General features: G+C 52.4%; 22 protein-coding genes. 15 read left to right on the plus strand and 7 right to left on the minus strand.

Features of this window, described 5'->3' with window-relative positions:
- The first annotated feature begins 191 nt into the window (after positions 1-191).
- Entirely contained in the window at positions 192-1355 is a 1164-nt protein-coding gene (locus WG929_RS13530) for a type III PLP-dependent enzyme (RefSeq protein WP_416206461.1), read from the plus strand.
- Positions 1356-1543: 188 nt separating this feature from the next.
- On the opposite strand, the gene WG929_RS13535 is transcribed toward WG929_RS13530, so the two are convergent.
- Positions 1544-2884 carry an RsmB/NOP family class I SAM-dependent RNA methyltransferase gene (locus tag WG929_RS13535; RefSeq protein WP_416206462.1) on the minus strand — a complete coding sequence of 447 codons (1341 nt, stop codon included), beginning with the start codon at positions 2882-2884 and terminating at the stop codon, positions 1544-1546.
- Positions 2885-3018: 134 nt separating this feature from the next.
- Here WG929_RS13535 and WG929_RS13540 point away from each other — a divergent pair, with 134 nt between their 5' ends.
- Positions 3019-3582 (plus strand): PhnA domain-containing protein, encoded by a 564-nt coding sequence (locus tag WG929_RS13540; protein WP_416206463.1) that lies wholly within the window; start codon positions 3019-3021, stop codon positions 3580-3582.
- A 19-nt stretch (positions 3583-3601) separates the two neighbouring features.
- Here WG929_RS13540 and WG929_RS13545 read toward each other — a convergent pair whose 3' ends face one another.
- The 3 genes from WG929_RS13545 to tsaA all read right to left on the minus strand — a co-directional run bounded on the left by WG929_RS13545 (position 3602) and on the right by tsaA (position 7766).
- Complete coding sequence (locus tag WG929_RS13545) at positions 3602-5980, minus strand: putative bifunctional diguanylate cyclase/phosphodiesterase (protein ID WP_416206464.1); 2379 nt, start codon at positions 5978-5980, stop codon at positions 3602-3604.
- Positions 5981-6215: 235 nt separating this feature from the next.
- A complete protein-coding gene (locus WG929_RS13550) occupies positions 6216-6632 on the minus strand; it encodes a globin family protein (RefSeq protein ID WP_416206465.1) in 417 nt (138 codons plus the stop codon).
- Between the two features lie 309 nt (positions 6633-6941).
- Positions 6942-7766 (minus strand): tRNA (N6-threonylcarbamoyladenosine(37)-N6)-methyltransferase TrmO, encoded by an 825-nt coding sequence (tsaA, locus tag WG929_RS13555; RefSeq protein WP_416206466.1) that lies wholly within the window; start codon positions 7764-7766, stop codon positions 6942-6944.
- A gap of 88 nt (positions 7767-7854) precedes the next feature.
- Here tsaA and WG929_RS13560 point away from each other — a divergent pair, with 88 nt between their 5' ends.
- The 9 genes from WG929_RS13560 (at position 7855) to WG929_RS13600 (ending at position 19007) form a co-directional block, all read left to right on the plus strand.
- Entirely contained in the window at positions 7855-8907 is a 1053-nt protein-coding gene (locus WG929_RS13560; RefSeq protein ID WP_416206467.1) for a DUF2333 family protein, read from the plus strand.
- A gap of 283 nt (positions 8908-9190) precedes the next feature.
- Complete coding sequence (locus WG929_RS13565; RefSeq protein ID WP_416206468.1) at positions 9191-12175, plus strand: TonB-dependent receptor; 2985 nt, start codon at positions 9191-9193, stop codon at positions 12173-12175.
- 82 nt (positions 12176-12257) lie between these two features.
- A complete protein-coding gene (locus WG929_RS13570) occupies positions 12258-13730 on the plus strand; it encodes a beta-helix domain-containing protein (RefSeq protein ID WP_416206469.1) in 1473 nt (490 codons plus the stop codon).
- Positions 13731-13981: 251 nt separating this feature from the next.
- Positions 13982-14746 (plus strand): DUF3450 domain-containing protein, encoded by a 765-nt coding sequence (locus WG929_RS13575; RefSeq protein ID WP_416206470.1) that lies wholly within the window; start codon positions 13982-13984, stop codon positions 14744-14746.
- On the plus strand, positions 14746-16116 hold the full coding sequence (locus tag WG929_RS13580) for a MotA/TolQ/ExbB proton channel family protein (RefSeq protein WP_416206471.1): 1371 nt from the start codon (positions 14746-14748) through the stop codon (positions 16114-16116). The genes WG929_RS13575 and WG929_RS13580 overlap by 1 nt, the downstream gene beginning before the upstream one ends.
- A 5-nt stretch (positions 16117-16121) precedes the next feature.
- Positions 16122-16643 (plus strand): MotA/TolQ/ExbB proton channel family protein, encoded by a 522-nt coding sequence (locus tag WG929_RS13585; protein WP_369857417.1) that lies wholly within the window; start codon positions 16122-16124, stop codon positions 16641-16643.
- 17 nt (positions 16644-16660) lie between these two features.
- The gene (locus WG929_RS13590) at positions 16661-17071 is read left to right on the plus strand and encodes an ExbD/TolR family protein (RefSeq protein WP_369857418.1); all 411 of its coding nucleotides are present in this window, start codon (positions 16661-16663) and stop codon (positions 17069-17071) included.
- A 2-nt stretch (positions 17072-17073) separates the two neighbouring features.
- Entirely contained in the window at positions 17074-17700 is a 627-nt protein-coding gene (locus tag WG929_RS13595) for an energy transducer TonB (protein WP_369857419.1), read from the plus strand.
- A gap of 11 nt (positions 17701-17711) precedes the next feature.
- Positions 17712-19007: a tetratricopeptide repeat protein gene (locus WG929_RS13600; RefSeq protein WP_416206472.1), complete on the plus strand. Its 1296-nt coding sequence runs from the start codon at positions 17712-17714 to the stop codon at positions 19005-19007.
- Positions 19008-19092: 85 nt separating this feature from the next.
- Here the strand turns inward: WG929_RS13600 and WG929_RS13605 are convergent, their stop codons facing one another.
- On the minus strand, positions 19093-19752 hold the full coding sequence (locus tag WG929_RS13605) for a hypothetical protein (protein WP_416206473.1): 660 nt from the start codon (positions 19750-19752) through the stop codon (positions 19093-19095).
- Positions 19753-19854: 102 nt separating this feature from the next.
- Between WG929_RS13605 and WG929_RS13610 the strand changes: the two genes are divergently transcribed.
- The gene (locus WG929_RS13610; RefSeq protein ID WP_416206474.1) at positions 19855-20976 is read left to right on the plus strand and encodes an enoyl-CoA hydratase/isomerase family protein; all 1122 of its coding nucleotides are present in this window, start codon (positions 19855-19857) and stop codon (positions 20974-20976) included.
- Between the two features lies 1 nt (position 20977).
- On the opposite strand, the gene ygfZ is transcribed toward WG929_RS13610, so the two are convergent.
- Positions 20978-21862, minus strand: coding sequence for a CAF17-like 4Fe-4S cluster assembly/insertion protein YgfZ (ygfZ, locus tag WG929_RS13615; RefSeq protein WP_416206475.1), 885 nt, complete (start codon positions 21860-21862; stop codon positions 20978-20980).
- Positions 21863-21997: 135 nt separating this feature from the next.
- On the opposite strand from ygfZ, the gene WG929_RS13620 reads away from it, so the two are divergent.
- Both WG929_RS13620 and WG929_RS13625 read left to right on the plus strand, forming a co-directional pair.
- On the plus strand, positions 21998-22252 hold the full coding sequence (locus WG929_RS13620; protein WP_416206476.1) for an FAD assembly factor SdhE: 255 nt from the start codon (positions 21998-22000) through the stop codon (positions 22250-22252).
- On the plus strand, positions 22236-22664 hold the full coding sequence (locus WG929_RS13625) for a hypothetical protein (RefSeq protein WP_416206477.1): 429 nt from the start codon (positions 22236-22238) through the stop codon (positions 22662-22664). Before WG929_RS13620 ends, WG929_RS13625 begins: the two co-directional genes overlap by 17 nt.
- A gap of 36 nt (positions 22665-22700) precedes the next feature.
- Here the strand turns inward: WG929_RS13625 and nadB are convergent, their stop codons facing one another.
- Positions 22701-24326 (minus strand): L-aspartate oxidase, encoded by a 1626-nt coding sequence (gene nadB / locus WG929_RS13630; protein ID WP_416206478.1) that lies wholly within the window; start codon positions 24324-24326, stop codon positions 22701-22703.
- A 191-nt stretch (positions 24327-24517) separates the two neighbouring features.
- Here nadB and rpoE point away from each other — a divergent pair, with 191 nt between their 5' ends.
- Complete coding sequence (rpoE, locus tag WG929_RS13635) at positions 24518-25105, plus strand: RNA polymerase sigma factor RpoE (RefSeq protein ID WP_416206479.1); 588 nt, start codon at positions 24518-24520, stop codon at positions 25103-25105.
- The last annotated feature ends 28 nt before the right edge of the window (positions 25106-25133 follow it).

Consider the following 25133-nt stretch of genomic DNA (forward strand, 5'->3'; position numbering starts at 1 on the left):
CGGTAGCGGTGGTATTCAGCGTGGCTCGGCAAGCTGACTGCCAGAGTGTCCCGGGGCTGTTGTAACGATCATGTTTCAAGATCGTCAAGAGAAAAAAAAAGCGCTTTTACTTCTCGAAAATACCCCTATCTTTGCGCCTTCCCGTCAGCACCAACGCTGACTGCTATCATTTCGAGGAGACAACGAGCCAGATGCTCACTCAACCAGAAGACTACTACGACGCCGACACCTTTGCGCGTATCAAAGCCTTTGCCGACAAGCAGGAAACCCCTTGTCTGGTGGTCGACAAACAACTGTTTGCCCGGCAACTGGATTCTTTGATCCGCTGTTTTCCATATGCCAAAACCTATTATGCCGTGAAGGCCAATCCGGCCCCTGAACTGCTGGCTATTTTGCAGCAGCGTGGTTGTAATTTTGATGTGGCATCCCGTTATGAACTGGACAAGGTACTGGCGCTGGGCGTTTCTGGCGACCGTGTGAGTTTTGGTAATACCATCAAGAAAGCAGCGGACATCCGTTACTTTTTTGACAAGGGTGTCACGCTGTTTGCGTCCGACAGTGAAGCCGATTTGCGTAACATCGCCCGTGCAGCACCGGGTGCACGGGTGTTTATTCGTATTCTGACGGAAGGTGCGCAAACCGCCGACTGGCCGTTGTCTCGTAAATTTGGCTGTCAGACCGATATGGCACTGGATTTGTGTATTCTGGCTCGTGATCTGGGGCTGGTGCCTTATGGTATTTCGTTCCATGTGGGTTCCCAGCAGCGTGAAATTGGCGTGTGGGATTCTGCTATTGCCAAGGTGAAGTGGATTTTTGAGCGGCTGGAAGAAGAAGACGGCATCAAGCTGCAGATGATCAACCTGGGGGGGGGCTTCCCGGCTAATTACATCAGTCGTACCAACGAGCTGGAAACCTACGCTGAGGAAATTACCCGTTACCTGCGTGAAGACTTTGGTGACGAGTTCCCGGAAGTGATTCTGGAGCCAGGCCGTTCGCTGGCAGCTAACGCCGGCGTACTGGTCAGTGAAGTGGTGTTGATCAGCCGCAAGACCCGTTTTGGATTACATCGTTGGGTGTACACCGACATCGGCAAGTTCGGGGGGTTTATTGAAACCATGGACGAAGCCATCAAGTACCCTTTGTATGTCGAGAAAAAGGGTGAAGCAGAAGAGTGTGTGATTGCCGGGCCAACCTGTGACAGCGCCGATATTCTGTATGAAAACTACAAATATGAACTGCCACTGAATCTGGCAATGGGTGACCGTATGTACTGGTTCTCAACCGGTGCCTACACCACTACCTACAGTGCGGTTGAGTTTAACGGTTTCCCCCCGCTGCAATCTTTCTGTATTTGACTGCTATCCGGTAACCGCTGTTCATTAATCATCGCCCGGCTCCGGGCGATGTCTTGCTCTGATGGTGCTTGTAATTAGATTGCTTGTCTTCTGTGGCTTGTCTTTGGTGGCTTATGGTAGCTGTCAGGGTGCGCGCACCGCACACCCTGATTGCCAAGCAGAAGATGACCAACCCGAGTTAGGCAGTATCAGGCCTTGCTGAATACGGCACAGAACATGGTGTCGCTATCCACTAGCGGAGCGCCCAGCAGGGTCTGTTGGACCAGAACAAATTCCGGGTTGGCTTCGAGGAAGCGGCCACAGACACTTTCATTTTCCTCGACTTGCCAGCTACAGGTGGCGTAGATCAGACGGCCGTTGGCTCTGAGTGATTTGGCGGCACGATCAAGTAGGTTGAACTGCAATTGATGCAGCTCGCGGGTGTTCTCTGCCGTCAGACGCCAGCGCGCATCCGGGTTCCGGCGCCAGGTGCCGGCATTGGTGCAGGGGGCATCGACCAGAATGCGGTCAAAACCCTGTTGACGAGCAATTTCAATCGGCAGGCGCAGTGGTGCTTCGCCATCCCAGACAAAGTTGCGGATGTTGGCGATGGCAGCGCGTTTGGCGCGTTTTTTTAGCTCATCCAGCTTGTACTGATGCAAGTCGGTCGCAATGACGGCGCCTTTTTTACCCAAGGCTGACGCCAATGTCAGGGTCTTGCCGCCTGCTCCGGCGCAGGCATCCCAGATTTTCTGGCCTGGCTGGACGTCGACCATTTCGCAAATCAGCTGACTGGCGGCATCCTGAATTTCTACCTTTCCGGCCTTGAAGGCATCGCTGCGGATGACGTCATTACCGCCTTCGGCGGCATGAAGGGTATAGCTATGCTCCCCCAGAGTGACCGGGTACTGATGCACAATCACACCATCGCGTTTCAGTGCCCGTTCCAGTGACTCGTCATCCGGTTTGGTCTGGCTGGCCACCTGGCGCAACCACAGGGGTGGGCGGTGGGTTTGCTGCTCGATCCAGTGTTGCAGTGTATCGTCGTTCCAGCCGGATTTTTCAGCTCGTCGCTTGAGGGCTGGTTCCCAGCTTGGACGGAGGCCATGCCAGAGCATAAACAGAGCATTATCCGAGGTATTGGCAACCCGTTGGCGAAACTCGATAAAGTGTTCGCGGCGGGCTTTTTGCTGGGCGACTTCCGGAGTGCGCCAATCGGCTTCACTGCGTAATTGCAGCCAGTGCCAAAAATGTTGCGGTGCTGCCTCGGTGCTATTGTTGGGGGACCAGGATTGATCCCATCCCACCCAATCGTCGAAACCGGGATCCTGAAAACTGTGCTCCAGCGCGTCGGCCAGCTGGCGATAGCGCATGGCGTCCATCATGGCGTTGTCGATCGCCATGCGGTAACCACCATGATAACGCTTCTGGTATTTGGCACGTTGTTTCAGCCAGCGGTCGAGAGGCGGGTGGGGAATGGTGTCTAACCAGTCCTGCCAAACAGTCAGCAGGTCGGAGTAGGTAATCAGAAAGGTATCCTGGTGGGTCATTCGGCGTTCACAGCTGTAAAAAATCGGTGGTCAGTTTACCCGAATATACGGCGTTCGTTGTGCTGTTTTGTTCGCTGACTGGTATTCCCTCATTCATCGGGCATAATGCCCGCTTTTTCTGAAGGGGTAATCCGGTGAGCATTGAACACACTTTGCTGGAACGTAGTGGCCACCGCTGTGAATTGTGCGGAGCGACAGAGAACTTGTCGCCATGGGCTGTACCGCCACAAGAGCTGGCATCGTCGGATAACCATATTCTGCTGTGTGGTACTTGTCTGGCCCAGATAGACGGTGCCGAGCCGGATCAGAATCACTGGCGCTGTCTGAACGACAGTATGTGGAGTCAGGTGCCGGTCGTTCAGGTCATGGCATTCCGTATGCTGAAGCGTCTGGGTAGCGAGACCTGGGCCCAGGATTTGCTGGAGATGTTGTATCTGGAAGATGATACCCGCAAGTGGGCAGAAGCCGCTGCTGGTGTTGAGGACGCGGAACCCACGCTGGATGTGAATGGTGTGGTGCTGGTTGCTGGAGATAACGTGACGCTGATCAAGGATCTGGATGTCAAAGGCACCAGTATGACGGCCAAACGCGGCACCGCGGTACGAGGAATTTCGTTAAGTGATAATCCCAAGCACATTGAAGGTCGTGTGAATGGCCAGCGTATTGTGATTATTGCGGCTTACTGCAAAAAATCCTGATGTGATTAAAAAGCCGGTTTCAGTTGTATTGTTCCAGGTAGGCCGCAACAGCCTCTGGTGCCAGTGGGCGGCATATGTGATAGCCCTGGGCTATGGTGCAGCCCAATTGTTGTAGCAGCTCCAGAGGTTGCTGCTCTTCTACACCTTCTGCCACAACGGCCATATTCAGGGCGCTGGCCATCTGGATAATGGCACCGACAATGGTGCGTGCTGTGGGTTCTTGTGCCATTTCACTGACAAATGAACGGTCAATCTTGATTTTGTCGAACGGAAAACAGCGTAGGTAAACCAGCGATGAGTAGCCGGTGCCAAAGTCGTCGAGGGTGATTCTGACACCCAGGGCTTTCAGTTGATGAAGTTTGTCCAGCGCATTGTGGCTGTCGTCGAGTAGTGCGGTTTCGGTGATTTCCAGCTCAAGGCGGTCAGCGACGACGTCGTGGCGCTTGAGGGTGTCGGCGACCTGGTTAACGATGTCAGGATTGGCCAGTTGTAGCGGCGAGATATTAACGGCCACCGTCAAGTTGGCTGGCCAGCGACTGAGTTGCTGACAGGCCTGATTCAGCAATAACTGCCCCAGCGTGTGAATCAGGCTGGATTCCTCCGCCACACTGATAAACAGGGCGGGGGCGATTTGCCCCAGCTGCTGGTCATGCCAGCGCGCCAGCGCTTCAACACACGTGACTTTGCCGTTGATCAGATGGCGTTGCGGCTGGTAGGCCAGTGTCAGTGTCTCTTGTTGCAAGGCGCTTCGCAGTGCCTGTTCGATACGGTGTCGGGTTTGGGCTGTGGCGGCCATGGTGGGGGCAAACCGTACCACCTTGCCACGTCCTCTGGCCTTGGCCTGATAGAGTGCGAGATCGGCGTGTTTGAGAATAACGTCTTGCTGAGCGCCATCTTCCGGGATAAACGCGACACCAATGCTGGCGCCTACCAGAATACTGGCGTTATCGATTTGACAGGGTTGGTTGATACTGGCGACCAGCCGTTCGGCAATCTCCAGCGCCTGCTCGTGATTGTCGAGTTGCTGCAGAATGAGGCCAAATTCATCGCCGCCAATGCGGGCGACCAGATCCTGCGGGCGGGTATGGCTGCGCAGGCGATCGGCGACCACCTGCAGTAGCTTGTCGCCGGCATCATGACCAAAAGCGTCATTTACCGCCTTGAAACGATCCAGGTCGATGGAGAGCAACGCCCTTAATTCCTGATTCGGCCTGGCCAGATCCAGCGGTGCCAGAATTGACTCTATGCCAGTCTGAAAACCATGGCGATTGGTCAGACCCGTGACATTGTCTTCATGAGCCAGTTGCCAGATGCGCTGCTGTGCCTGGTGGGATTCGGTGATATCAGAAATGACACCGCGCCAGCCACCCTTGACGGTGGGCTTGGCGGTGATTGCCCACCAGACGGTGCGCTGATTAATACACATCGGGACTTCAATATCGCGGAAAGCCCTACCTCCCTTCAAGGCGGTACTCAGCGCGGTATACGCTGAGTGTGCAAGTTTCTGGATGTGGTCTGTGAGCCGGGCTTGACTGAGTTGCACCAGAGACAAAAAATCGGTGCTGCCCAGCTCTTCGCTGTCATTGCCAAACAGTTCAGATAACTTGTTATTGGTACGGCGAAATGTCAGCTGAGCATCGACTTCCCACAACACATCGGCGGTGCTTTGTTCAAAATCATTCAGCAACAGGCTGATGACTTGCTTCTGGTTGTCTGAGGTCATTTCTGCCAGAACGTGAGCGCGGAATACCCTTCCGGCGTGAACAATACTGACGAGGAGAATCGTCAGGTACATCAGCAACAGCAGAATCAGATAAAGGCGCGACGCCAGATCGGAGCTAGCCAATGCGATCACTGATGCCGCGCCGAGGATACCGGTAAATAGCTGGGCTGCAGCAGGCAGCGTATACAGCGCAAACCCGCCTGCACACATCATCCCTGCACTGATCGCAGTAAGAAACAGTTGCTGTTCAGCAGAGGCTTGATGGAACAGAAACACGGGGGGAAGTGCCCATAGCAGAGCGATGAGTCCGGCATGCCAGGTGGCGCGATGAAGGGTTTGCTCACGGGCATATTGCGGTGGTTGCGGGCGTTTGACCATACGGTACCAGCCGATCACTGAGGTTCCCATCAGCAGCGATATCAGGGTGGACCAAATCAGAATGATCGCGGGGTGGACAATGCCCCAGAGCACGATGGATGACAGTATGACGTTAAAAACATTGGCGACGGCATTAAGAGGGGTCAGTCGGGCGATGGTGAGCAGTTGCCTGGCCCGTAACCGGGCAAGGGTATCTTGCGAGAGCTCCTGACCGCTGTCACCATATTGATCGGCAGTGGCGGTGCTGGTCTCGGTACCCATTTGCTCGGCGGTGCCGGGACGGTGGCGTAACAGCATACCCGGCAATATATCCTTCCAGGGGAACACGTATCTCCATCTACTTGTTTGTCTGAAACAGGAATTCTACTGCTATGGCGGGTAAAAAACCCGTTTAATCTGAGACTTGGCCTCGATTGCAGGAAATTGCGCTATGGGTCGTTATGTCGTCAGATTGTGACGCATCGCGTCTGCTTCAGGTTTGCAAATCCGGCGCTGTGTTTGCAACAGCCGCCAGATCACAATTTCCGCCGCTTCAGGCTTCAGCCGCGTGGGCGGCATCCTTCATGACGGTCGCCAATGTGACGTAGGTTGCCGTCCATGCGTCTTTGGTTGCGGGGGTAAAGTCCGGGCCAAGGCCCTGCTCCAGCGTCCACAGCAAGGCGGCAGCGACCGTGTCGTAATGCGTGTCGGTGACGCCGTATTCAAGGTGGCGAACCCCCAGATTCTGCACGGCCGGTAGGATGGCTTCGAGATTGTTGAGGCTGTGCACGGCGACACCAATCATGGTCATCAGTTTGGCACCCTGTTCCGTGATGTCGCCCTTGAACATCGGCCGTACTGACGGATCCAGTTCAAACAGGCGGTTATAAAACAGCTCGGCAGCCGTGTCGGCGATGGGCTCAACCTTGGCGAAGCTGTCTTGTACAAGCGTAATCTGTTCCGGTGTCATGTTCTCTCCATTACTTGTGGTTGTTTGGGTGTTGGTATTGTTATTGATGGTCGTTGTTTGATGGCTGGCTACCGTGTATCCGAAGCATCCTGTATGCCAGAAAATATTTTTCATCTTATTCATCAGGTTACAAAATTTTGTTGATGAAAATAAGATTGTGGTAAATAAAATGTTCTTATTATGGTGCGTGATGAAATGGCCAAGCACCGGACTGGATCATCGCCGACAGATGGCTCCTATTGTTATGTCCAGAGGTACAAACCGGCTTCGTGATTCGACACCATTCAAAAGCCCAAAGCGGGCAGTGAATTAAATGGATGATCTCTGTACACGATCAACACAAATGCAGTCTTGTGTCGGGTAGTGCCAGCCAATATCAATGTCCCACAGCCGGGTGCCGTAATGGCGTTCTGGGGAGGGCTGTTGATAAGCCGGTTTGGGATCCTGGCTGAGGCACTGTTCGATTAAGGCAATCAGCGGTTTGCCGGTCTGTTGCTGCAGTTGTAATGCCGCTTCCAGCGCCGTTGTTTCCCAGTCAACCCGGATCGGCACGGGTGCGGCGGCGGCAATATGATTCCAGGCGGTGTCGATGCTATCGGCGTAGGGGACGTAAGGTTTGATGTCGATGATGGGCGTTTGATCGAGCAAATCGACACCACTGACCAGCAGAGTGTCCGTTTGGATACGTTCGATTTTAACTAACGATTGTCCGATAGCGTTGGGACGATGACTGCTGCGGGTGGCAAAGACGCCGAGTTTACTGTTGCCTCCCAAACGCGGCGGTCGTACTCGCATGCGTGGCACGCTGCCTGGTGCGGCCATGGCCTGATGAAACAGAAAAATCAACCAAACGTGGCTGACCTGTTCGAGTCCGTCAAAGGCCAGCGGATCATTAAAAGGTGGCAGCAGTTGTATTTCTCCCACCGCCGCTGGGGCGAGCATGGGCTGTCTTGGAATAGCAAATTTTTCCCGGAACGGAGTATGGGCAATAGCCACTGGTGATAACGAATACATATCTGGCTGACGTCTCTGCGGATGCTGCTCCCGGCGGAGCAAAGCGGCCAGTATATCGCTCCGGTAGCGCTGTTGCAGTCTCTGCTGCTGTGGTAACGCCAGTCGGAGAATGATGGGCATGTGAAGTCATGGGTGAACATGGTTAAATTGCAGTACAGGGTTCTCGGGTTGGAGAGAGCCGGAGTTGGTCTATACAGGAAACGGTTGAATGAGTGATCAAGCAGAACCCCGCTTTTCATCGCTAACAGCACGCTTGCAAGACTGGTGGTCGGACGGCAGCACGGTGCGTACCGGTGTGTTGGTATTACTGGTGATCTATTTACTGGTGTCGCTGGTGCTGGGATTTATCTGGAGCAGTGAACCGGATGCCTTTGCCGTCCGGGAATCCGCCAATAGTCGTGCGGAAGCCATGGGGGTAAGCCCGGTGACCGGGTTTACCACCACCAGTACGCTGATTACGATAACCGATACCCTGCTACACAAGCCGGGCGGCTATTTGAGTAACGATGTGTTTCCTCCTGGTGTCTGGCTCGACAACGTTCCCAATTGGGAATTTGGCGTACTGGTTCAGGTGCGGGATTTTTCCCGGGCATTACGCAAGGACTTCAGCCGCTCTCAAAGCCAGTCAACGGAAGACAAGGATCTGGCCATCGCAGAACCACAGCTGAATTTTGATAACGAGAGCTGGGCGGTGCCTTCCACCGAGTCGGAATACGGTCGTGGACTGGATGCCCTGGAAGCTTATTTGCAGCGGCTGTCAGACCCGAATGAACCAACGGCTCAGTTTTATGCCCGTTCTGACAACCTCCGGCAATGGCTGTTGGATGTTGAAACCCGCCTTGGCAGCTTGTCGCAGCGACTCAGTGCATCGGTCGGCAAACGTCGTTTGAATACCGATTTGTCGGGAGATACCGCTGCTCGTCAGGCGACCCCTAGCGGCTACGATCAAGAAGTAAAAACCCCATGGCGTCAAATTGACGATGTTTTTTATGAAGCCAGAGGCAGTGCCTGGGCGCTTTCCCATCTGTTGCGGGCGATCGAAGTTGATTTTAACGACGTGCTGGAAAAGAAAAATGCTCTGGTGAGCTTGCGCCAGATTATTCGTGAACTGGAGGGCACTCAGGAAGCGGTCTGGTCACCAGTCATTCTGAACGGCAGTGGTTTTGGGCTGTTCGCCAATCATTCATTGGTGATGGCGTCTTATATTTCTCGTGCCAATGCGGCCATTGCCGACTTGCGAGAACTGCTCTCCCAAGGCTGATTGACATCCCATCAAACTGGCTGTCAGGTCGGCTCTGGTCTGACAGCACCTCTATTTACTTCCTGTCTGTCTCAAAATCGCTGTCACACAAGTGTCATATTTGAGCAACCTTTTTGAAATATTCTGGAAACATACTGCAGCCTCAAAATAGGGTGCGGGTGATTGTTTGTTAGCAGTTCATCACCGAAGCAATGTCGGCAAATCTCTGGAATTCCGGCGCTCCTCGGCGAAATGCCACTCTTTTATCCCGAACTTAATATCCCAAAATCCTTCAGGGGGCTCAATGAAACCGACACGAGTGTTGCTTACTGCAGCGTCAACGCTTTTCGTTTCTCAAGTGATGGCTGGTGAAGCCGTGTTTTATATCACCGAAGACGGTGCATCCATGCGTGATGTAGCAGTCAGTGTTGATGGTCAAAAGCAATTGATCGGTAAAACCGGTTTTGTCAGTTTCGATATCAACAGCGGCACTCACAAAGTTGAATTGTCCAAATATGGTGAATGGCTGGGTGACTTTGAGTTCAATACCGATAGCGGCGATCAGAATGCCGAAATCCAAGTAGATGTGCTGGGTGGCGAAGCCCTCGAAGACGTACTCGTTTACACGCCGGGCCAGGATGAAACTCCGGCGTTGGGGCAGATTTCCGGTTATCTGCAATCGGAAGAAACTGGTGGCGCAGTGACTGGCGCAAGCATCTCGCTGGTTGGCACCGACTTGGCGGTTGTCACCGATGAAGATGGTTTCTTCTCTTTTGAACTGCCACGTGGCAACTACGATGTCGCTATTGCCCACCCGAACTATGGTCAGCAGACCGTCAGTGGTGTGCGCGTGATGGCCAACGTCAACACCGGCGTTAATCTGACGCTGGGGATGTCTGGCAACGGTGTGATCGAAGAAGTGGTTGCGGTGGGTTCCTACATTCCATCGACGGCAACAGCTCAAGAGCGTGATTCATCAGCCGTGCTCGATTCCATTGGCTCAGAGCAAATGGCTCGCTTTGGTGATTCAAGTGCAGCATCTGCCCTCAAGCGCGTTGCGGGTGTCGCCGTTGCTGGCGGCCAGTTTGCTATTATTCGTGGTATGGCTGGTCGTTACATTTCTTCCACATTGAACGGTAGCCTGATGCCAAGTACCGATCCAATGCGTCGTGACGTGCCGCTGGACTTGTTCCCGGCTTCGGTATTGGGCGGTATTGATATTCAGAAGAGCTTTACACCAGACCTGCCTGGCGATTCAACTGGCGGTGCAATTCGCATGACCACTAAGGGCATGCCCGAATTCACTGGTGGCAAGGCAAGTGTCAAGCTGGGTATGAACTCCCGTACAACTTTCAGTGACGTTAACAGCTACGAAGGCGGTGGTACTGATTTTCTGGGTGTTGACGATGGCACCCGTGAGCAGCCGTCTTACGCCGACAGCTTCACCGATGGTGGCTACAACGTACCTACCTTTATTACAACGGATGAGCGTATCCAGTTGACACAGTCTTTTGATCATCAATATGGCGTTCAGCAGGTGCAAGCGAAACCAGAGCGTGGCTTCGCTGTATCCTATGGACATGTTGCTGAAGGGAATGACGCAACTCGCGGGATGTATGGTGCATTCAGCTACGGCGATGAGTGGACTGCACGTCACGATGCGGAAGTGAACGACCTGAGTGAAGTCGGCACTTATGAGCGTACCAAGCGTAATATCGATCTGGCAGGTTACTTTTATTACGGCATTGAGAATGCAAACTTGTTGCTTGAAAGCAAAACCGTTTTGCTGCGCAAGACTGACGATACGACCAAAGTGAGCCAGATCGTTGACGAAGGCAAGGATCAGGAGCTGAAATCAACCCTGTTGCAGTGGGTTGAGCGCCAGTATCTGGGACAGCAATTTTCCGGTACGCATTACTTTAACCTACTGGGTGATGATACGGTTCAGTGGCGTGCAGGTATTGCCCAGACTTCTCGGTATGAACCAGATCGCCGTAGTTATACCTACGGTCGTGCAACGGGTACCAATAACGATTTTGCCTTCCAGGGAACGGTTGAACGTCGTTACTCTGATCTGACTGAAACAACGGTTGATCTTGGTTCCGATATCACCAGTGAAATCATGCTGAACGATCTTATGCTGAAAGCCAAAGTGGGTTTCAGTTACACCACCAAAAGCCGGGATGTTGAACTGGCGCGATATGCGAATCGTACCGTCAATGGTAGCGCCGTTGATGCCACAGCAAGCCTGGATGATATCTTCAGCGATGCAAATGTTGATGATGGCGTAGTGACTTTTACGGGCACGACAGCTTCTACCGATAGCTATAATGCGGATGAAGACACTGTGGCGCTGTATGCCTCGGGCGAGCTGGATATGGATACCCTGTCCGTACTGGCAGGTCTGCGTTATGAAAGTATTTCTCAGGAACTCCGCTATCCGAACTCTGCCGACTCCTCCAATACGCTGGATGAAAGTTATGTGTTACCGGCGTTGTCTGCCAACTGGCGGGCAACGGAAGAAGCGCAACTTCGAGCCAGTATTACCCAAACAATCTCTCGTCCAGGTATTACTGAACGTTCAGAGTCTATTCAATATGATCCTGAAACCGATAAGCCGATGACCGGTAATCCCGATCTGGAAATTTCGGATATTACCAACCTGGATCTGCGTGGCGAATACTATTTTTCGGAAGAAGAAAGCGTCACCGTTGCCTTGTTTTATAAGGATGTAACCAACCCTATTGAGCGCTCAGTGGTTGATGGCGATGGCAGTGCGGCAACCGGTTACACCTATAATAATGTGCCTAGCGCAGAACTCTCCGGCCTTGAAATGGACTTCCGCATCAATGTACTGGAAACGGATCTCTGGAGTGGCTTTGTTTCTGGCAACTTCGCTTATGTAGATTCTAATGTTGATTTGTCCGGTTCCGAAGCAGAGCGCCTCGAAGGTACTTCGTCTCGGGAATTACAGGGGCAATCAAAATATCTCGGAAATCTGCAATTTGGTATTGACGAGCTGTCGACCGGTCAATCCCTGACTCTTCTGGTTAACTATTTTGACGATCGCATTTATGCGACCAGTCGTGGCGAGCTGGCGCCGATCATAGAAGACGGTCGTACCACCTTTGACATTGTGTATCGCTACGATGTCAGCGAAACCTTGGCTGTCAAAGCTAAGGTTGCCAACATCACTGATGAAGCCGTGACGTATTCACGAAATGGCACGGCAATCGAAAGCTATTACGTTGGTACCGACTTTAATGCTTCCGTCGAGTATCAATTCTGATTTTTGTAATCGTAGTGACATGAAAGTGCACGAGACTTTGTGCACTTTCTAAAGCAATCGTTCTTAAATTGAGGAAGATAGAATGAATCTGAATAAAAATTACCTGGCAGTTGCTATTGTGGCAGCGACACTGGTTGGTTGTGGTAGCGATAGTGATAGTAACAACGATGACACTCCTGTGACTGGGACACCAACGTTCCTGGAATGTAACACCTCCGGTGATCAGTGTGTTGTTACTGGTACCATCAACGAAGACTTCACCATGACTGCGGATGTTCAGTATGTTCTGGACGGTCTGGTACGTGTTGGTCGTGGTAATACCTCTTTCACTGCAGCGTCTGATGTCACTGCAGCTCAGGCTGATGGTGTCACTCTGACCATTGAGCCAGGAACCGACGTTCGCGGTGCTGACGATGGCGTTCTGATTGTGACTCGTGGTAACAAGCTGATGGCTGAAGGTACCAAGGACGCACCGATCACTTTCAGCTCTTTGACTGACGAAAACTTCGACGGCCTGGGAGAGTGGGGTGGTGTGATCATCCAGGGTTTGGCCCCTCAGTATGGTCAGGGTGGCACAGGGGCTTGTTTTGCTGACGGACCTGATGACACTACCGTTTATGACGAAACAGCCGTATGTAACGTACAGGGTGAAGGCGGCGACGGTGTTGGTTACTACGGTGGTAATATTCCAGCTGACAACAGCGGTGTGCTGAAATACGTTCGTATTGCTGAAGCCGGTAAAGTTGCTGGTCCAAACAATGAAGTGAACGGTCTGACCCTGATGGGTGTTGGCCACGGTACTACTATCGATTACGTACAGGTTCACAACAACCTGGATGACGGTATCGAGTGGTTCGGTGGTACTGTCAACGTGACTCACGTAGTATTGACGGGTAACGACGACGACGATATCGATTTTGATACTGGCTACAAAGGCAACATTCAGTTCGCTATCGTGCGCAAAAACCCTGATCTGACTACTCCTAGCGGTTCTAACGATCCACGTGGTATCGAAGCCAACTCCTCCGATGAAGAGTACGTTCCTGAGACTGAAGGCGCTCTGGCCAACGTCACTCTGGTAGGTGCCAAAGTGACTGCTGGACAATACGGTATGCGTTTGCGTGGTGCTCTGACGACTCGTATCTACAACACTGCAGTTGTGAACTGGGAATCTTGTGTACGCGTAGATGACGCAGCGACGGGTACTGATGCTGGTACTATTGACAGCAACGTCACTCTGGTTAACGTTATCGGCGATTGTGCTCCAGATGGCTTCTACACCAAGCGCGCTGCTGATTCTGAAGTTGGGGTTGTTGGTGCTGTTGCCATTGACCTGACGGATGCGGCGGCTCTGACGGATACGACTGAGTATACTGTCAGCTCTTGGGAGCCTGTTGATAACGGTTCGGGCTTCGCTTTTGAAAACACCAACTATGTTGGCGCGGTTGCCCCTGGCACTGCTGCTGCTGATGCATGGTGGGCTGGCTGGGTAATCGATGGTTCTTTGGATGGCATTGCTGATCAGGATGCTCCAGAAACGACTTTTGCTGAGTAATTAAATGGAACAGCCCCTTTGAATAAGAAGGGGTGAGTTTTCAAACAAAAACGGCGCCTTCGGGCGCCGTTTTTGTTGCTATTGCTAACGCGATTGTCATTTATGGATGTCATCATGACTATCTATAGCAAGTTGTGCCGCAGAGTGTGAGCGATGTAACAGAAATGTCATATTGCTTGAGTAGTGTGCGCATTCAAATTGGGGAGTCTGTTTCTGTAACAGGCATCACGGAGTCTATACGGGTAATACATATGCCAATGCAACTGCGAACTCGAAATATTCTGGCCGCAGCCATTCTCAGCGCCGGTGTTGTGCTTGGCGCAACTGCCGCCGATGTGAACACGGCGATCGATAAGGGTGTCAGCCGCGTTAATAGCGCACAGGCGTCTCAGCAAAAAATCGATTCTATCGATAACAGCATTCGTGCTGCGGAGCGCGAGTATCGCGGTGTTGTCAAGGAAGTAGACGGTTTGAAGGTCTACGTCGAACAGCTCGACAAGCAGCTTGCGGCTCAGGACAACGAGCTGGCTGGTATCGAAGACAGTATTGAAAAAGTAACCCTGGTCGAGCGGCAGATTACACCATTGATGCTGCGCATGATCGATTCCATTGATCAGTTTGTCAAAGTTGATGTGCCTTTTCTGGTCGACGAACGTTCCAAGCGCGTAGAAGGTCTCAAGGCGCTGATGGGTCGTTCTGATGTAACGGTTGCGGAAAAATACCGCAAGGTCATGGAAGCCTATCAGGCTGAAATTGACTATGGCCGTACCATCGAGTCCTATCGTGGCACGCTGGATGGTCGCGAAGTGGATTTCTTGCGCGTTGGTCGTATTTCGCTGATGTATCAATCCCTTGATGGCAATGTTCTGGGTGTCTGGAACAGCGCTGCAAAACAGTGGGAAATGCTTGAGCCAGCCATGAAAAGCAAACTGATGGCGGGTATCCGTATTGCGCGTGAGCAAGCTGCGCCAGATCTGATCAAAGTACCTGTTGCTGCACCTCAGGAGGCCAAATAATGAATTTCAAGGCAATCGTACTCTCTGCCGTTATGGCTCTGGGTGTTAACACTGCTGTTGCTGCCGAGGCGGTCTCTGTTGATTCCCTGCTGAACTTGGTAAAGCAAGGTCAGGCACGTGATAACAAGGAATTTCAGGAACGTCTCAAGCGTTTCAATTCCGACAAGGTTACCCAGGAAAAGATGCTGGCAGAGGCTCGACGTGAGCGTGACAATCTGCTGAAGGAAAGTGAAAGCAAGGAAAGTAAGTTCCAGACTAACGAAACGACCGTGGCAGAAGCGCAAGAACGCCTGACTAATCGTATGGGTTCGTTGAAAGAACTGTTTGGTGTCTTGCAGCAGGTGGCGGGCGATACCAAATCTGTGTTTGAAGGCTCTGTTGTCAGCTCTGAACTGCCAGGGCGTGATGTGTTTTTGCGTGATCTGATCATCACTGCTGGTTCTTCTTCCAAGTTGCCATCCATCGAACAACTTGAACAGTTGTGGTTCGAGATGCAGCGTGAAATGACTTATAGCGGTCGTATTTCCCAATACACTGCCGATGTGGTTGTACCGACGGGTGAAACCACCCAAAAAGAAGTGATCCGTGTTGGTGGTTTTAACGTGGTATCTGATGGCAAGTACCTGAACTGGGATCTGGATTCAGGTCGTCTGGTTGAGCTGGACAAGCAACCGGGTGGGCGTTACACCGGCCCGGCTGCAGAGCTGGAAAGTGCTTCCGGTACGACGCTGACCAGTTTCTGGATTGACCCTTCCCGTGGTCAGTTGCTGAAAATTCTGGGTCAGTCACCTGAGCTGGGTGACCGTGTTGACCAGGGTGGTGTGGTTGGTTACATCATTATTGTTTTGGGTAGCATTGGTATCTTGCTGGCGGTGTGGCGCATGCTGGTGCTGATCGCTGAAGGTAGCCGTATTCGCAAGCAGATGGCGTCTGATACGCCGCGTGAAGACAACGCTCTGGGCCGCGTGATGGCAGTATTCCAGGCCAACAAGGACGCTGACATTGAAACGCTGGAACTGCATCTGGGCGAAGCCATTTCTGCTGAAGTGCCGAAGCTGACGCGGGCCATTGGCTGGATCAAGATTATCTCGGTGGTTGCACCGCTGCTGGGCTTGCTGGGTACGGTAACCGGTATGATCGATGTGTTTGAAACCATGTCCCTGTTTGGTACCGGTGATCCAAAATTGATGGCTGGTGGTATTTCCCAGGCATTGGTAACGACGGTTCTGGGTCTTGTTGCTGCGATTCCTTGTGTGTTTTTGCACACCCTCACCAACAACCGCAGTCGCGAGTTGATGATGATTCTGGAAGAGCGAGCGACGGGTATTCTGGCTCGCCAGTCTGAACAACAACACGCTAAAGCGGCGTAATCATCATGTTTGGTGAACTGTACGAACCCGTTTATCTGTTCATGGAGCGTGGAGGCGATGTCCTCTACGCCATCTGTGGGCTGGTTTTTATTCTATGGTTGCTGGTTCTTGAGCGTGTTGGTTACTTTCTGTTCGTTTACCGCACGTCTGTAAAGACGGCATTGACCGAATGGGAGGCGCGTAACGAACGTCGCTCCTGGACAGCGCATCAGATTCGTCAGGATCTGATTGGTCAGCTGTCTTTTGAACTCTCTGCCAATATGAGCACCATCAAGATGTTGATCGGCCTGGCACCGCTGTTCGGCTTGCTGGGTACTGTCAGTGGCATGATTGAGGTATTCGATGTTATGGCGTTCCTGGGTAATGGTAGTCCCAAGGCCATGGCATCCGGTATCTCCAAGGCTACGATTCCGACCATGGCTGGTATGGTGGGTGCTATTACCGGTGTGTTTGCCCAGTCCTTGCTGGATCGCTATATCAAGCGTGAAAAGATCCGCATAGAAGACAAGCTGACCTTCGATCACTAATTCAAGAGAAGATTGCTATGAGACGCGGTTTTTCAAATTTGACCCCACAGGCTGAAGAAGGCGAAATCGACATTACGCCGATGCTGGACGTAGTGTTTATCATGCTGATCTTTTTCATCGTGACGGCTTCCTTTGTCAAGGAATCCGGTATCGAAGTGAATCGTCCAGATGCCAGTACTTCGACCGCCAAGCCACGTGCGAATATCCTGATTGCCATCAATGATCTTGGAGAGATCTGGATTAACAAACGCCATGTCGATGAAAGTCAGGTACGGGCCAACATCGAACGTATGCACGCCGAAAACCCGCAGGGAACGGTGGTGATTCAGGCAGACGAGGAAGCTAAAACCAAGCAGTTGGTCGCCGTTATGGATGCTGCACGGGCCGCTGGGGTATATGACGTATCTCTGGCAACAGAGGAGCGCTAGCTATGTTCCCAACCCTGCTACGCTTTGGTGCAGCCCTGGCCGTTGCAGCGGTTGCGACCTTTGCCGTTTTCTGGATGATGCAGAGCCTGATCAGTACTGGTGGCTCTGTACTCAACGAGAATGATTTTGGCCGCATCGAAAGCTTCGTCATGAGCAAGCCGGACGATGAGGTTCGAACCAAGGAACGCAAACCGCAAAAGCCGCCGGTGGCTGCAAAAGAGCCACCCAAGCCTGATATGCCAAAACCCCAGGTTGCCAAGGCATCCGCTGAAGGATTTGATGTGGGCGGGTTTGATATGGGGGCTGAACTGAATGTCGATGCCGGTTTGTCTGGTGGTTCTGGCGATGGTGATTTTTTGCCAATCGTTAAAGTCGCTCCTAACTATCCGCGTCGCGCCGCCCAGAAAGGCATCGAAGGATACGTCGTCGTGGAATTTACGGTGACGAGTCTGGGAACCGTGGTTGACCCTGTCGTCATTGAAGCGGCTCCGCCAAACATTTTCGACCGTGAAGCGCTGTCTGCTGTGAAGAAATTCAAGTACAAGCCAAAAGTGGAAAATGGGAAACCGGTAGAGGTAAAAGGTGTCCGCAATATTATTCGCTTTGAACTTGAGAAAAACGGCAGATAACCGGAGGTAGCATGAAAAAGTCAATTGCCTTGTTGAATGCTGGTTTGATGGTATTCACTCTGTCTTTTGTGAGTGTGGGCGCTTCCAGCGTCCAGGCTGAAGAGCAGTCAAGTGCTGAGTCCAGTAAAAAGCGTGTCCGTCGCTCTGCGACCATGCGTCCGGTTATTTACAAAAAACTGGATGGTGCTCGTGAACTGGCCGATGCCAAAAAATACAAGGAAGCACTGGAAGAACTGCAGTCTCTGGAGAAGCGCAAACGTAACTCCTATGAGACCGCCATGACGTACAACATGTATGCGTACGTTTATTTTAACCAGGAAAAATACAAGGATGCGTCTGCTGCTTACGAGCAGGTATTGTCGGTCGACAATATCCCTGAAAGCCTGGAGCAGACAACGCTGTACAGCCTGGCCAAGTTGTATCTGATTCAGGAAAATTACAAGAAAGCACTGGTTCCCTTGAACAAGTGGTTCACTATTGTTGAGTCTGCCAATGCCGAATCCTACGTGCTGCGTGCCCAAATTTATTTCCAGATCGAGCAATACAGCAAGGCATTGCCGGATGTGAAGAAGGCAATTGCCATGACCAAGGAAACGGGTAAGGTTCCTCGTGAAAACTGGTTGATGCTGGAACGGGCAGTCTATTATCAGAACAAGGATTTCAATAATCTGGCTCGTTGCCTGCAAGATCTGGCAACCCTGTATCCGAAGCCACAATATTGGGTGCAGTTGGCGGCCGTCTACAGTGAGTTGAATCAGCCCAAAAAAGAACTGGCAACCCTGGAAACCGCGTTTGAGCAAGGCATGCTGACCAAGGAAAGCGAACTGGTGAATTATTCACAAGCCTTGCTGGGTCAGGATATTCCCTACAAGGCAGCCAATATTCTGGTCGCGGGTATGGAGAAGGGAGTCATCAAGGAAACGGCTCGTAATATGTCTTTGCTGGGTGATGCCTGGATGCTGGCGAAGGAATACGATCGTGCGATTGGCGTGATGACCAAGGCGGCTGACCTGTCGCATGAGGGCAGTGACTACTTCAAACTGGCACAGATCCATACTGAACGTCAGGAATGGGATCTGGCACTGAAAAACGTTAACCTGGCAATCCAGCAAGGTGGGTTGCAACAGCCACATTCGGCCTTGATCCTGCAAGGTTTGGTGCTGTTTAACCTCGGTCAATTGACCGATGCCAAAGGAGCGTTTGCCAAGGCCCGCAGCTATGATGCCGCTGTTAAAACGGCGGATCAGTGGATCAAGTATATTGAAGGCGAAGAACAACGCCGGGAATATATGGCTGCGTCGTCCTGATCAGGCAGAAGCCGGTCGAACAGCCTGCTAAGCCAGACAGGCTCTGGCTCCCAGACATAAAAAAACCGCTCATGTAGCGGTTTTTTTATGTCTCTAATATGTCGGCAAGATCCTTGGCCAGGGCAAGAGCGGAGCTGATATTGTCTGCCAACAAGAGGCTGTCTGGCCGGTAAATCAGTAAAAAAGTATCGCTCAATTCGATGCTGACGGTGTCATGTTGTTCAAGCCAATGACTGAAATTGCCGTTCAGTTTTATCCGTACCGCATGGGGTTTGATGGCAGCGATCTTCCATTGGCGCAGGGATGGTGGCAGCTCAGAGGCCTGCAAACGGATGAATGCATCAGGCTGTGGATCTACAAACTGGTCGAGCTGACGTGATTGATGATTTTTTGCAGGTGTGGCCTTCAGTTTACCAACGTGTTTACTATCGCACTCGATCAGAATCAGCGTTTGTTGGGAGATGCCGCTGGCGGCAATCACCGGGTAGTCCATGATCTTGTACGCTCGCCCGTGCCAGTGACCACGGAGTTGGTGCCGCCCGTGGCGAATCTGGCTGTGGTGAAATAAGTCAAATCCGGCGGCTCTGAGTTCGTGATCCAGGGCTGCGTAACCTTGATATTCCGCGTCAATTTGTTGTGCCAGTTGGCGGCGGGATTTGCCTGCTTCATCCTGGGTCAGATACAACAGGGTGCCAATGGTGCCAGCCAGTAAAAACACGATCAGCACGGATAAGACAATGGTCATAACAGATTCGTTTTGGCTCGGATTTGAGTGGAGTGTACCATCTCAGAGGTTTTCTCCGAGCTGGAAAGATCCGGCCAGCATCCAGCCCAAAGGAATAAAAGTGTGAGTACACCTTCCGACGTTACATTTCAGACACTGTCCGCCAGGGGCGGCTTCAAGATTGGTCTGGTGAGCCTGAACCGCGACCGGGCGATGAATGCATTAACCCAGGAGATGATCCAGGCGATAGGACGCCGGTTGGCACGCTGGCAGCAGAGCAAGCGTATTGTTGCTGTCGTTATTCGTGGCGAGGGGCGCTGTTTCAGTAGTGGTGGTGATATTCGCCAGCTTTACGATGGCATTGCCTGCGCTGATGCCAACGGACTCAAGCGAGCGGATCAGTTTTTTGAGCTGGAATACAAAACCAATATACAGCTGCACCGGTTTACCAAACCACTTATTGCCTGGGGGCACGGTTATGTAATGGGTGGGGGACTCGGGTTGTTTCTGACCGCCAATCACCGTATTGGTACCGAGTCGATGCAGCTGGCTTGGCCCGAGGTGCGTATCGGACTTTTTCCGGATGTACTGGGTACCTGGTATTTGTCGCGTATAGATTCGGCTCTGGGTCACTGGATGGGATTAACCGGCGTACCTGTCACTTCGACAGATGCCTTATCTCAGCATTTGATCGACTATCAGCTGGCGGATGGCGATCTTGAAGCAATGATTGGGCAATTACGCCAGCTCAGCTGGAGTAGCCGCACGCCCGACAATCAGTTGCTGGTGCGTACCTTGTTAAGCCGCTTGCAGTCCCAATCGGCTGTTACCGCACCAGCCAGTGACTGGCAGCGTACACAGTCCGTTATCACAACAATGATGGAGCCTGTGATCAGGCAGGGAAAGGTAGCACTACCGGCTGCGAACCCGTATCAGGATGACTGGATCCAGCGCGGGTTAACGCAGCATCATGCTGGTTGTCCGGCATCGGCCAGACTGGTGGTTGAACAGCTTGCTGCTGGCTGGCGTATGAGCTTGGTCGAAGCCGCACGACTGGAATTGGCAATGGCTTGGCAAGCCTGTCGGCATCCAGATCTGGTCGAAGGTATCCGGGCGTTGCTGATTGAGCGAGGGTCGACCCCCAGATGGCAGCATGCAACGCCAGCCAGCGTCCCTGATGACTGGATAAAAGCGCTGATGGCATCACCGTGGGAACGGCAACACCATCCTTTTGCGGATCTATAATCTACGCCGATTCTGGCGAGCTGCTGGTGGCAAAGGGCAGTGGGGTTATGGTAATGGGGGTATCGTTTTCGAGCGTCAGTGCTCCTTGTGGCTCACCATTCAAAACCAGTAAACCGCAGTCTCCATTCCAACTGGCTACTTCACCGACGGTTTTGCCTGCAGCCTCGATATTGCTTAGCAGGCTTGGAGGCTGAAAAGCAGCCGAAGAGCGGGGCGTGCTGGCAGCACCCACCAGCTGTTTCTTGGCTTTGCCAAGATATTGCACGCGGGCGACAACTTCCTGTCCGGTGTAGCAGCCTTTCTTGAAGTTGACGCCGCCCAGTTTATCCCAGGCGATATGCTGTGGTATCCAGTGTTCGACGCTCGCCTGGGTGACCCATACCAGTCCTGATTGAATATCGAGCTGTTGCCAGGCTGCGCTACTCAGTGGCACGGTATCCGCCAGAGAGTCTGGCGCTGTATCAGCCCATTGTTCAACCCTGCCGTCTGGCCAGTTCAGTAACAGCTGACCGTCGATGTTGAGCACGGAGTGTTCCGCTTTTGGGTTTGGCATCTGGTAACCGAAGATGGCGGCCTGCAGTGGTGTTAGTGTTACCTTGTAAAACACTGCATATTTACCGAGGTGACGCTGAAATGATTCGACCAGATCTGCCGCCAGTCGAAAGACGAAACGATCGTCTGTTCGAGCTAACAGAAAGTTGGCAACCATTCGCCCTTTGGCATTACAACAAGCCCCTAATGTCCACTGGCCATCGGCCAGCCCGGTAACATCACAGGTCAGTTGGCCTTGCAGCAGTCGGGCAGCATCAGGGCCTGTCACTTCTAACAGTGAGAAGCAGGGCAGCTGGTTATCTAACGGGGTTGGTGCAGTATGGATATTGTTCATAGACTCCTCCTTCAAGCCAGTGTACCCCGGTTTGCGCTGCTGGGGCATGACCCACATGGGGTTAATACAGTCGATGTTGCAGGTTCAAGGAGGTTGTCGCGCTGATATACTGAGGCCATTGAACAGGAGAGTAATGTGATCGACGAAACTGAAGTTAAACGTCTGTGGTGGCACAGCCGTCGCGGTATGCTGGAACTGGATGTGCTGCTGATACCTTTTGTTGAAAAAGTCTACCGCACGCTGGAGCATGAAGATCAATTACGTTATCAGGCGCTGATTGAGCATGAAGATACCGATTTGTTTGCCTGGTTTCTGGAGCGGGTTGTTCCGGAAGATCCAGAGATCCATAAAATTGTTTTGCGGGTGCTGGAGCATGCACGAACCCCCTGAGCTGGCATGGCAGCTTCGAACCGGGCGCTGGCAGATCGTACTGGATGTGCTGGCACTGCTGGCGTTTTGCCTGATGCTGTCTGTGTTCCGTTACGGTCTGTGGCTGACATTGTTTGCCAGCCTGCTGACTGTTGCGGTTTACTGGCTCTGGTACTGGAAACAAGACCCTGTTATCTGTTTGCAGAAGTTACCGGAAAGCGACATGACAGCCGCTTCCCCGCCGTGGCGGTTGATATACCGCAGTGGCAATATCCGTCAGGTACGCTGGCGGCCGGGCAGTGTCCGGCGTAGTCGTTTGCTGGTTTTACGGTATTCGATCTGGCCCTGGCAGGGCCTGGTGTTACGCTGCCGTGACTTTGAGTCTGTGCAGCATTTCAAGGCGCTGCAACGTGTGCTTTACAGTGAGTTGTAACTGTCGGTCGTGCTGTTATTGGGTGAATCGTTGACGTTAAAGTTCTCCCAGTTCACGCAAATGTTTGGCTGTTGTTACAGTGTCAAATGCTCTTGGTAACGGATTGGGGTAGTCCCGGCTGTAGTGCAAGCCCCGGCTTTCGCGTCGCAGCAGGGCGGAGCGAATGATAATTTCGGCGACGTCGACCAAGTTGCGCAGTTCCAATAAATCGGCTGTAACCCGATGATGGCTGTAGAACTCCTGAATTTCCTGCCGTAATAATTGTACCCGATGCTTGGCGCGCAGCAGCCGCTTGGTGGTTCGGACAATCCCCACGTAGTCCCACATAAAGCGGCGCAATTCATCCCAGTTGTGGGCAATTACCACATCTTCATCAGAATCCGTCACCAGACTGGCATCCCAGGCAGGCACGTCAGGAATGTTGGGTACCGAGTTCAGGCTTTCAATAATATGCGTGGCTGCTGACCGGGCGTAGACCAGGCATTCGAGCAAGGAGTTGCTGGCCAGACGGTTGGCTCCGTGTAATCCGGTGCAGGCCGTTTCACCAATCGCGTAGAGTCCATCGATATCCGTGCGACCAAAATGGTCGGTCACAACACCACCACAGGTGTAGTGCGAGGCGGGCACAATGGGAATCGGCTCACGCTGAATATCGATACCCAGTTCCAGGCAACGCTCAAGGATGGTCGGGAAATGCTGACGAATAAAATCAGCCGGTTTGTGGCTGATATCCAGATACAGGCAATTGGCCCCGAGGCGTTTCATTTCGTGGTCAATGGCTCTGGCGACGATGTCCCTGGGGGCGAGTTCGCCACGGGCATCAAAACGATCCATAAAACGACTGCCATCGGGCAGCAATAACTTGCCACCTTCACCTCGCACGGCTTCGCTGATTAAAAATGATGTAGCGAGCGGATGATGTAAACACGTGGGGTGAAACTGGTTAAATTCCATATTGGCAATGCGACAGCCAGCGCGCCATGCCATGGCGATGCCATCGCCTGATGCTGTATCCGGGTTGGTGGTGTATAAATACACCTTGCTGGCACCGCCGGTGGCCAGGACGGTTGCTCGGGCAGTAATCGCAGCGACCTTGCGGTTATCCTTATCAAGGAAGTAGGCGCCAATACAGGCTTGCCCATCGAGACCGAGTTTGTCTCGAGTGATCAGATCGACAGCGATGTATTGGTGTAACAAGTGAAGATTGGGCTGTTCCTTGGCGCGGTCGATCAGAGTGTCTGAAATGGCCAGTCCGGTTGCATCGGCCGCATGAATGATACGCCTGGCGCTGTGGCCACCTTCGCGAGTTAAATGGAAACGTTGGTCGCCACCTTGTTCGGCAATGCCGTCAAGAGTGAAGGGCACGCCGGTATCAATCAACCATTGAATGGCGGAAGCGGAATTTTCTACCGTGAAGCGCACTGCGGATTCGTTACACAGCCCGGCACCGGCAATCAGAGTGTCTGATACATGGGCATCGACACTGTCTGTTGCATCCAGTACACCAGCGACACCACCTTGTGCCCAGCGTGTCGATCCGCTATCAAGCTGATCCTTGCTGATAACGGCGACCTGCAAATGTGAAGGCAGCGATAACGCCAGTGTCAGACCGGCAGCTCCGCTGCCGATGATGAGGACATCGAAGGTCAGTTGTTCGCTCATTTTCACCAGCTTTCAGTTAACGGAATGGCTTTATAATGCCAGTCAAAGCGCTGACAGAACACTTGTTGCAGAAATATTCCTGAACTTTCCCATAGAGGGTCGGTCTTTCATTTACAGCCACAATGGAGGCCCGTACAGTGACCAGCACAGCAATTTTGACAAAACAGCCCAATAAGGCGTCGGAACAAGGCATGACAGATCATCAAAATACGGACCGGCAACTGGTCGCAAGGGTTCAGAAAGGGGATCGTCGCGCCTTCGATTTACTGGTGCTTAAATATCAACATCGCATCCTGTCACTGGTCGGGCGTTTTATTTCTGACTTTGCCGAAGCGCAGGATGTGACCCAGGAAGCGTTTGTAAAAGCCTATAAGGCGTTACCCAATTTTCGTGGCGACAGTGCGTTTTACACCTGGATGTACCGGATTGCTGTGAATACAGCAAAGAATCACCTAGTCAGTCGTGGTCGTAAAACACCGACCCATGACATCGATCCAGATGATGCCGAGTTTTTTGGTGATTATAGTCCCATGCGGGATATTGAAACGCCGGATGGGCTGCTGCAACGAGATCAGTTGCGCGACGTTGTCTTCGGTGCAATCGAAGCATTGCCAGACGATTTGCGGATGGCAATTACATTGAGGGAAATGGATGGGCTCAGCTATGAAGAAATTGCTGAAGCAATGGATTGTCCAATTGGTACGGTTCGCTCCCGGATTTTCCGGGCTCGTGAAGCGATAGACAAGAAAATGCAGCCATTGCTGATGGCCACTGCTTGACGGTCTGGAAGGTAACAATAATGAATGA

The sequence above is a fragment of the Oceanobacter antarcticus genome (assembly GCF_044962685.1).
Taxonomy (GTDB): Bacteria; Pseudomonadota; Gammaproteobacteria; order Pseudomonadales; family Oceanobacteraceae; genus Oceanobacter; species Oceanobacter antarcticus.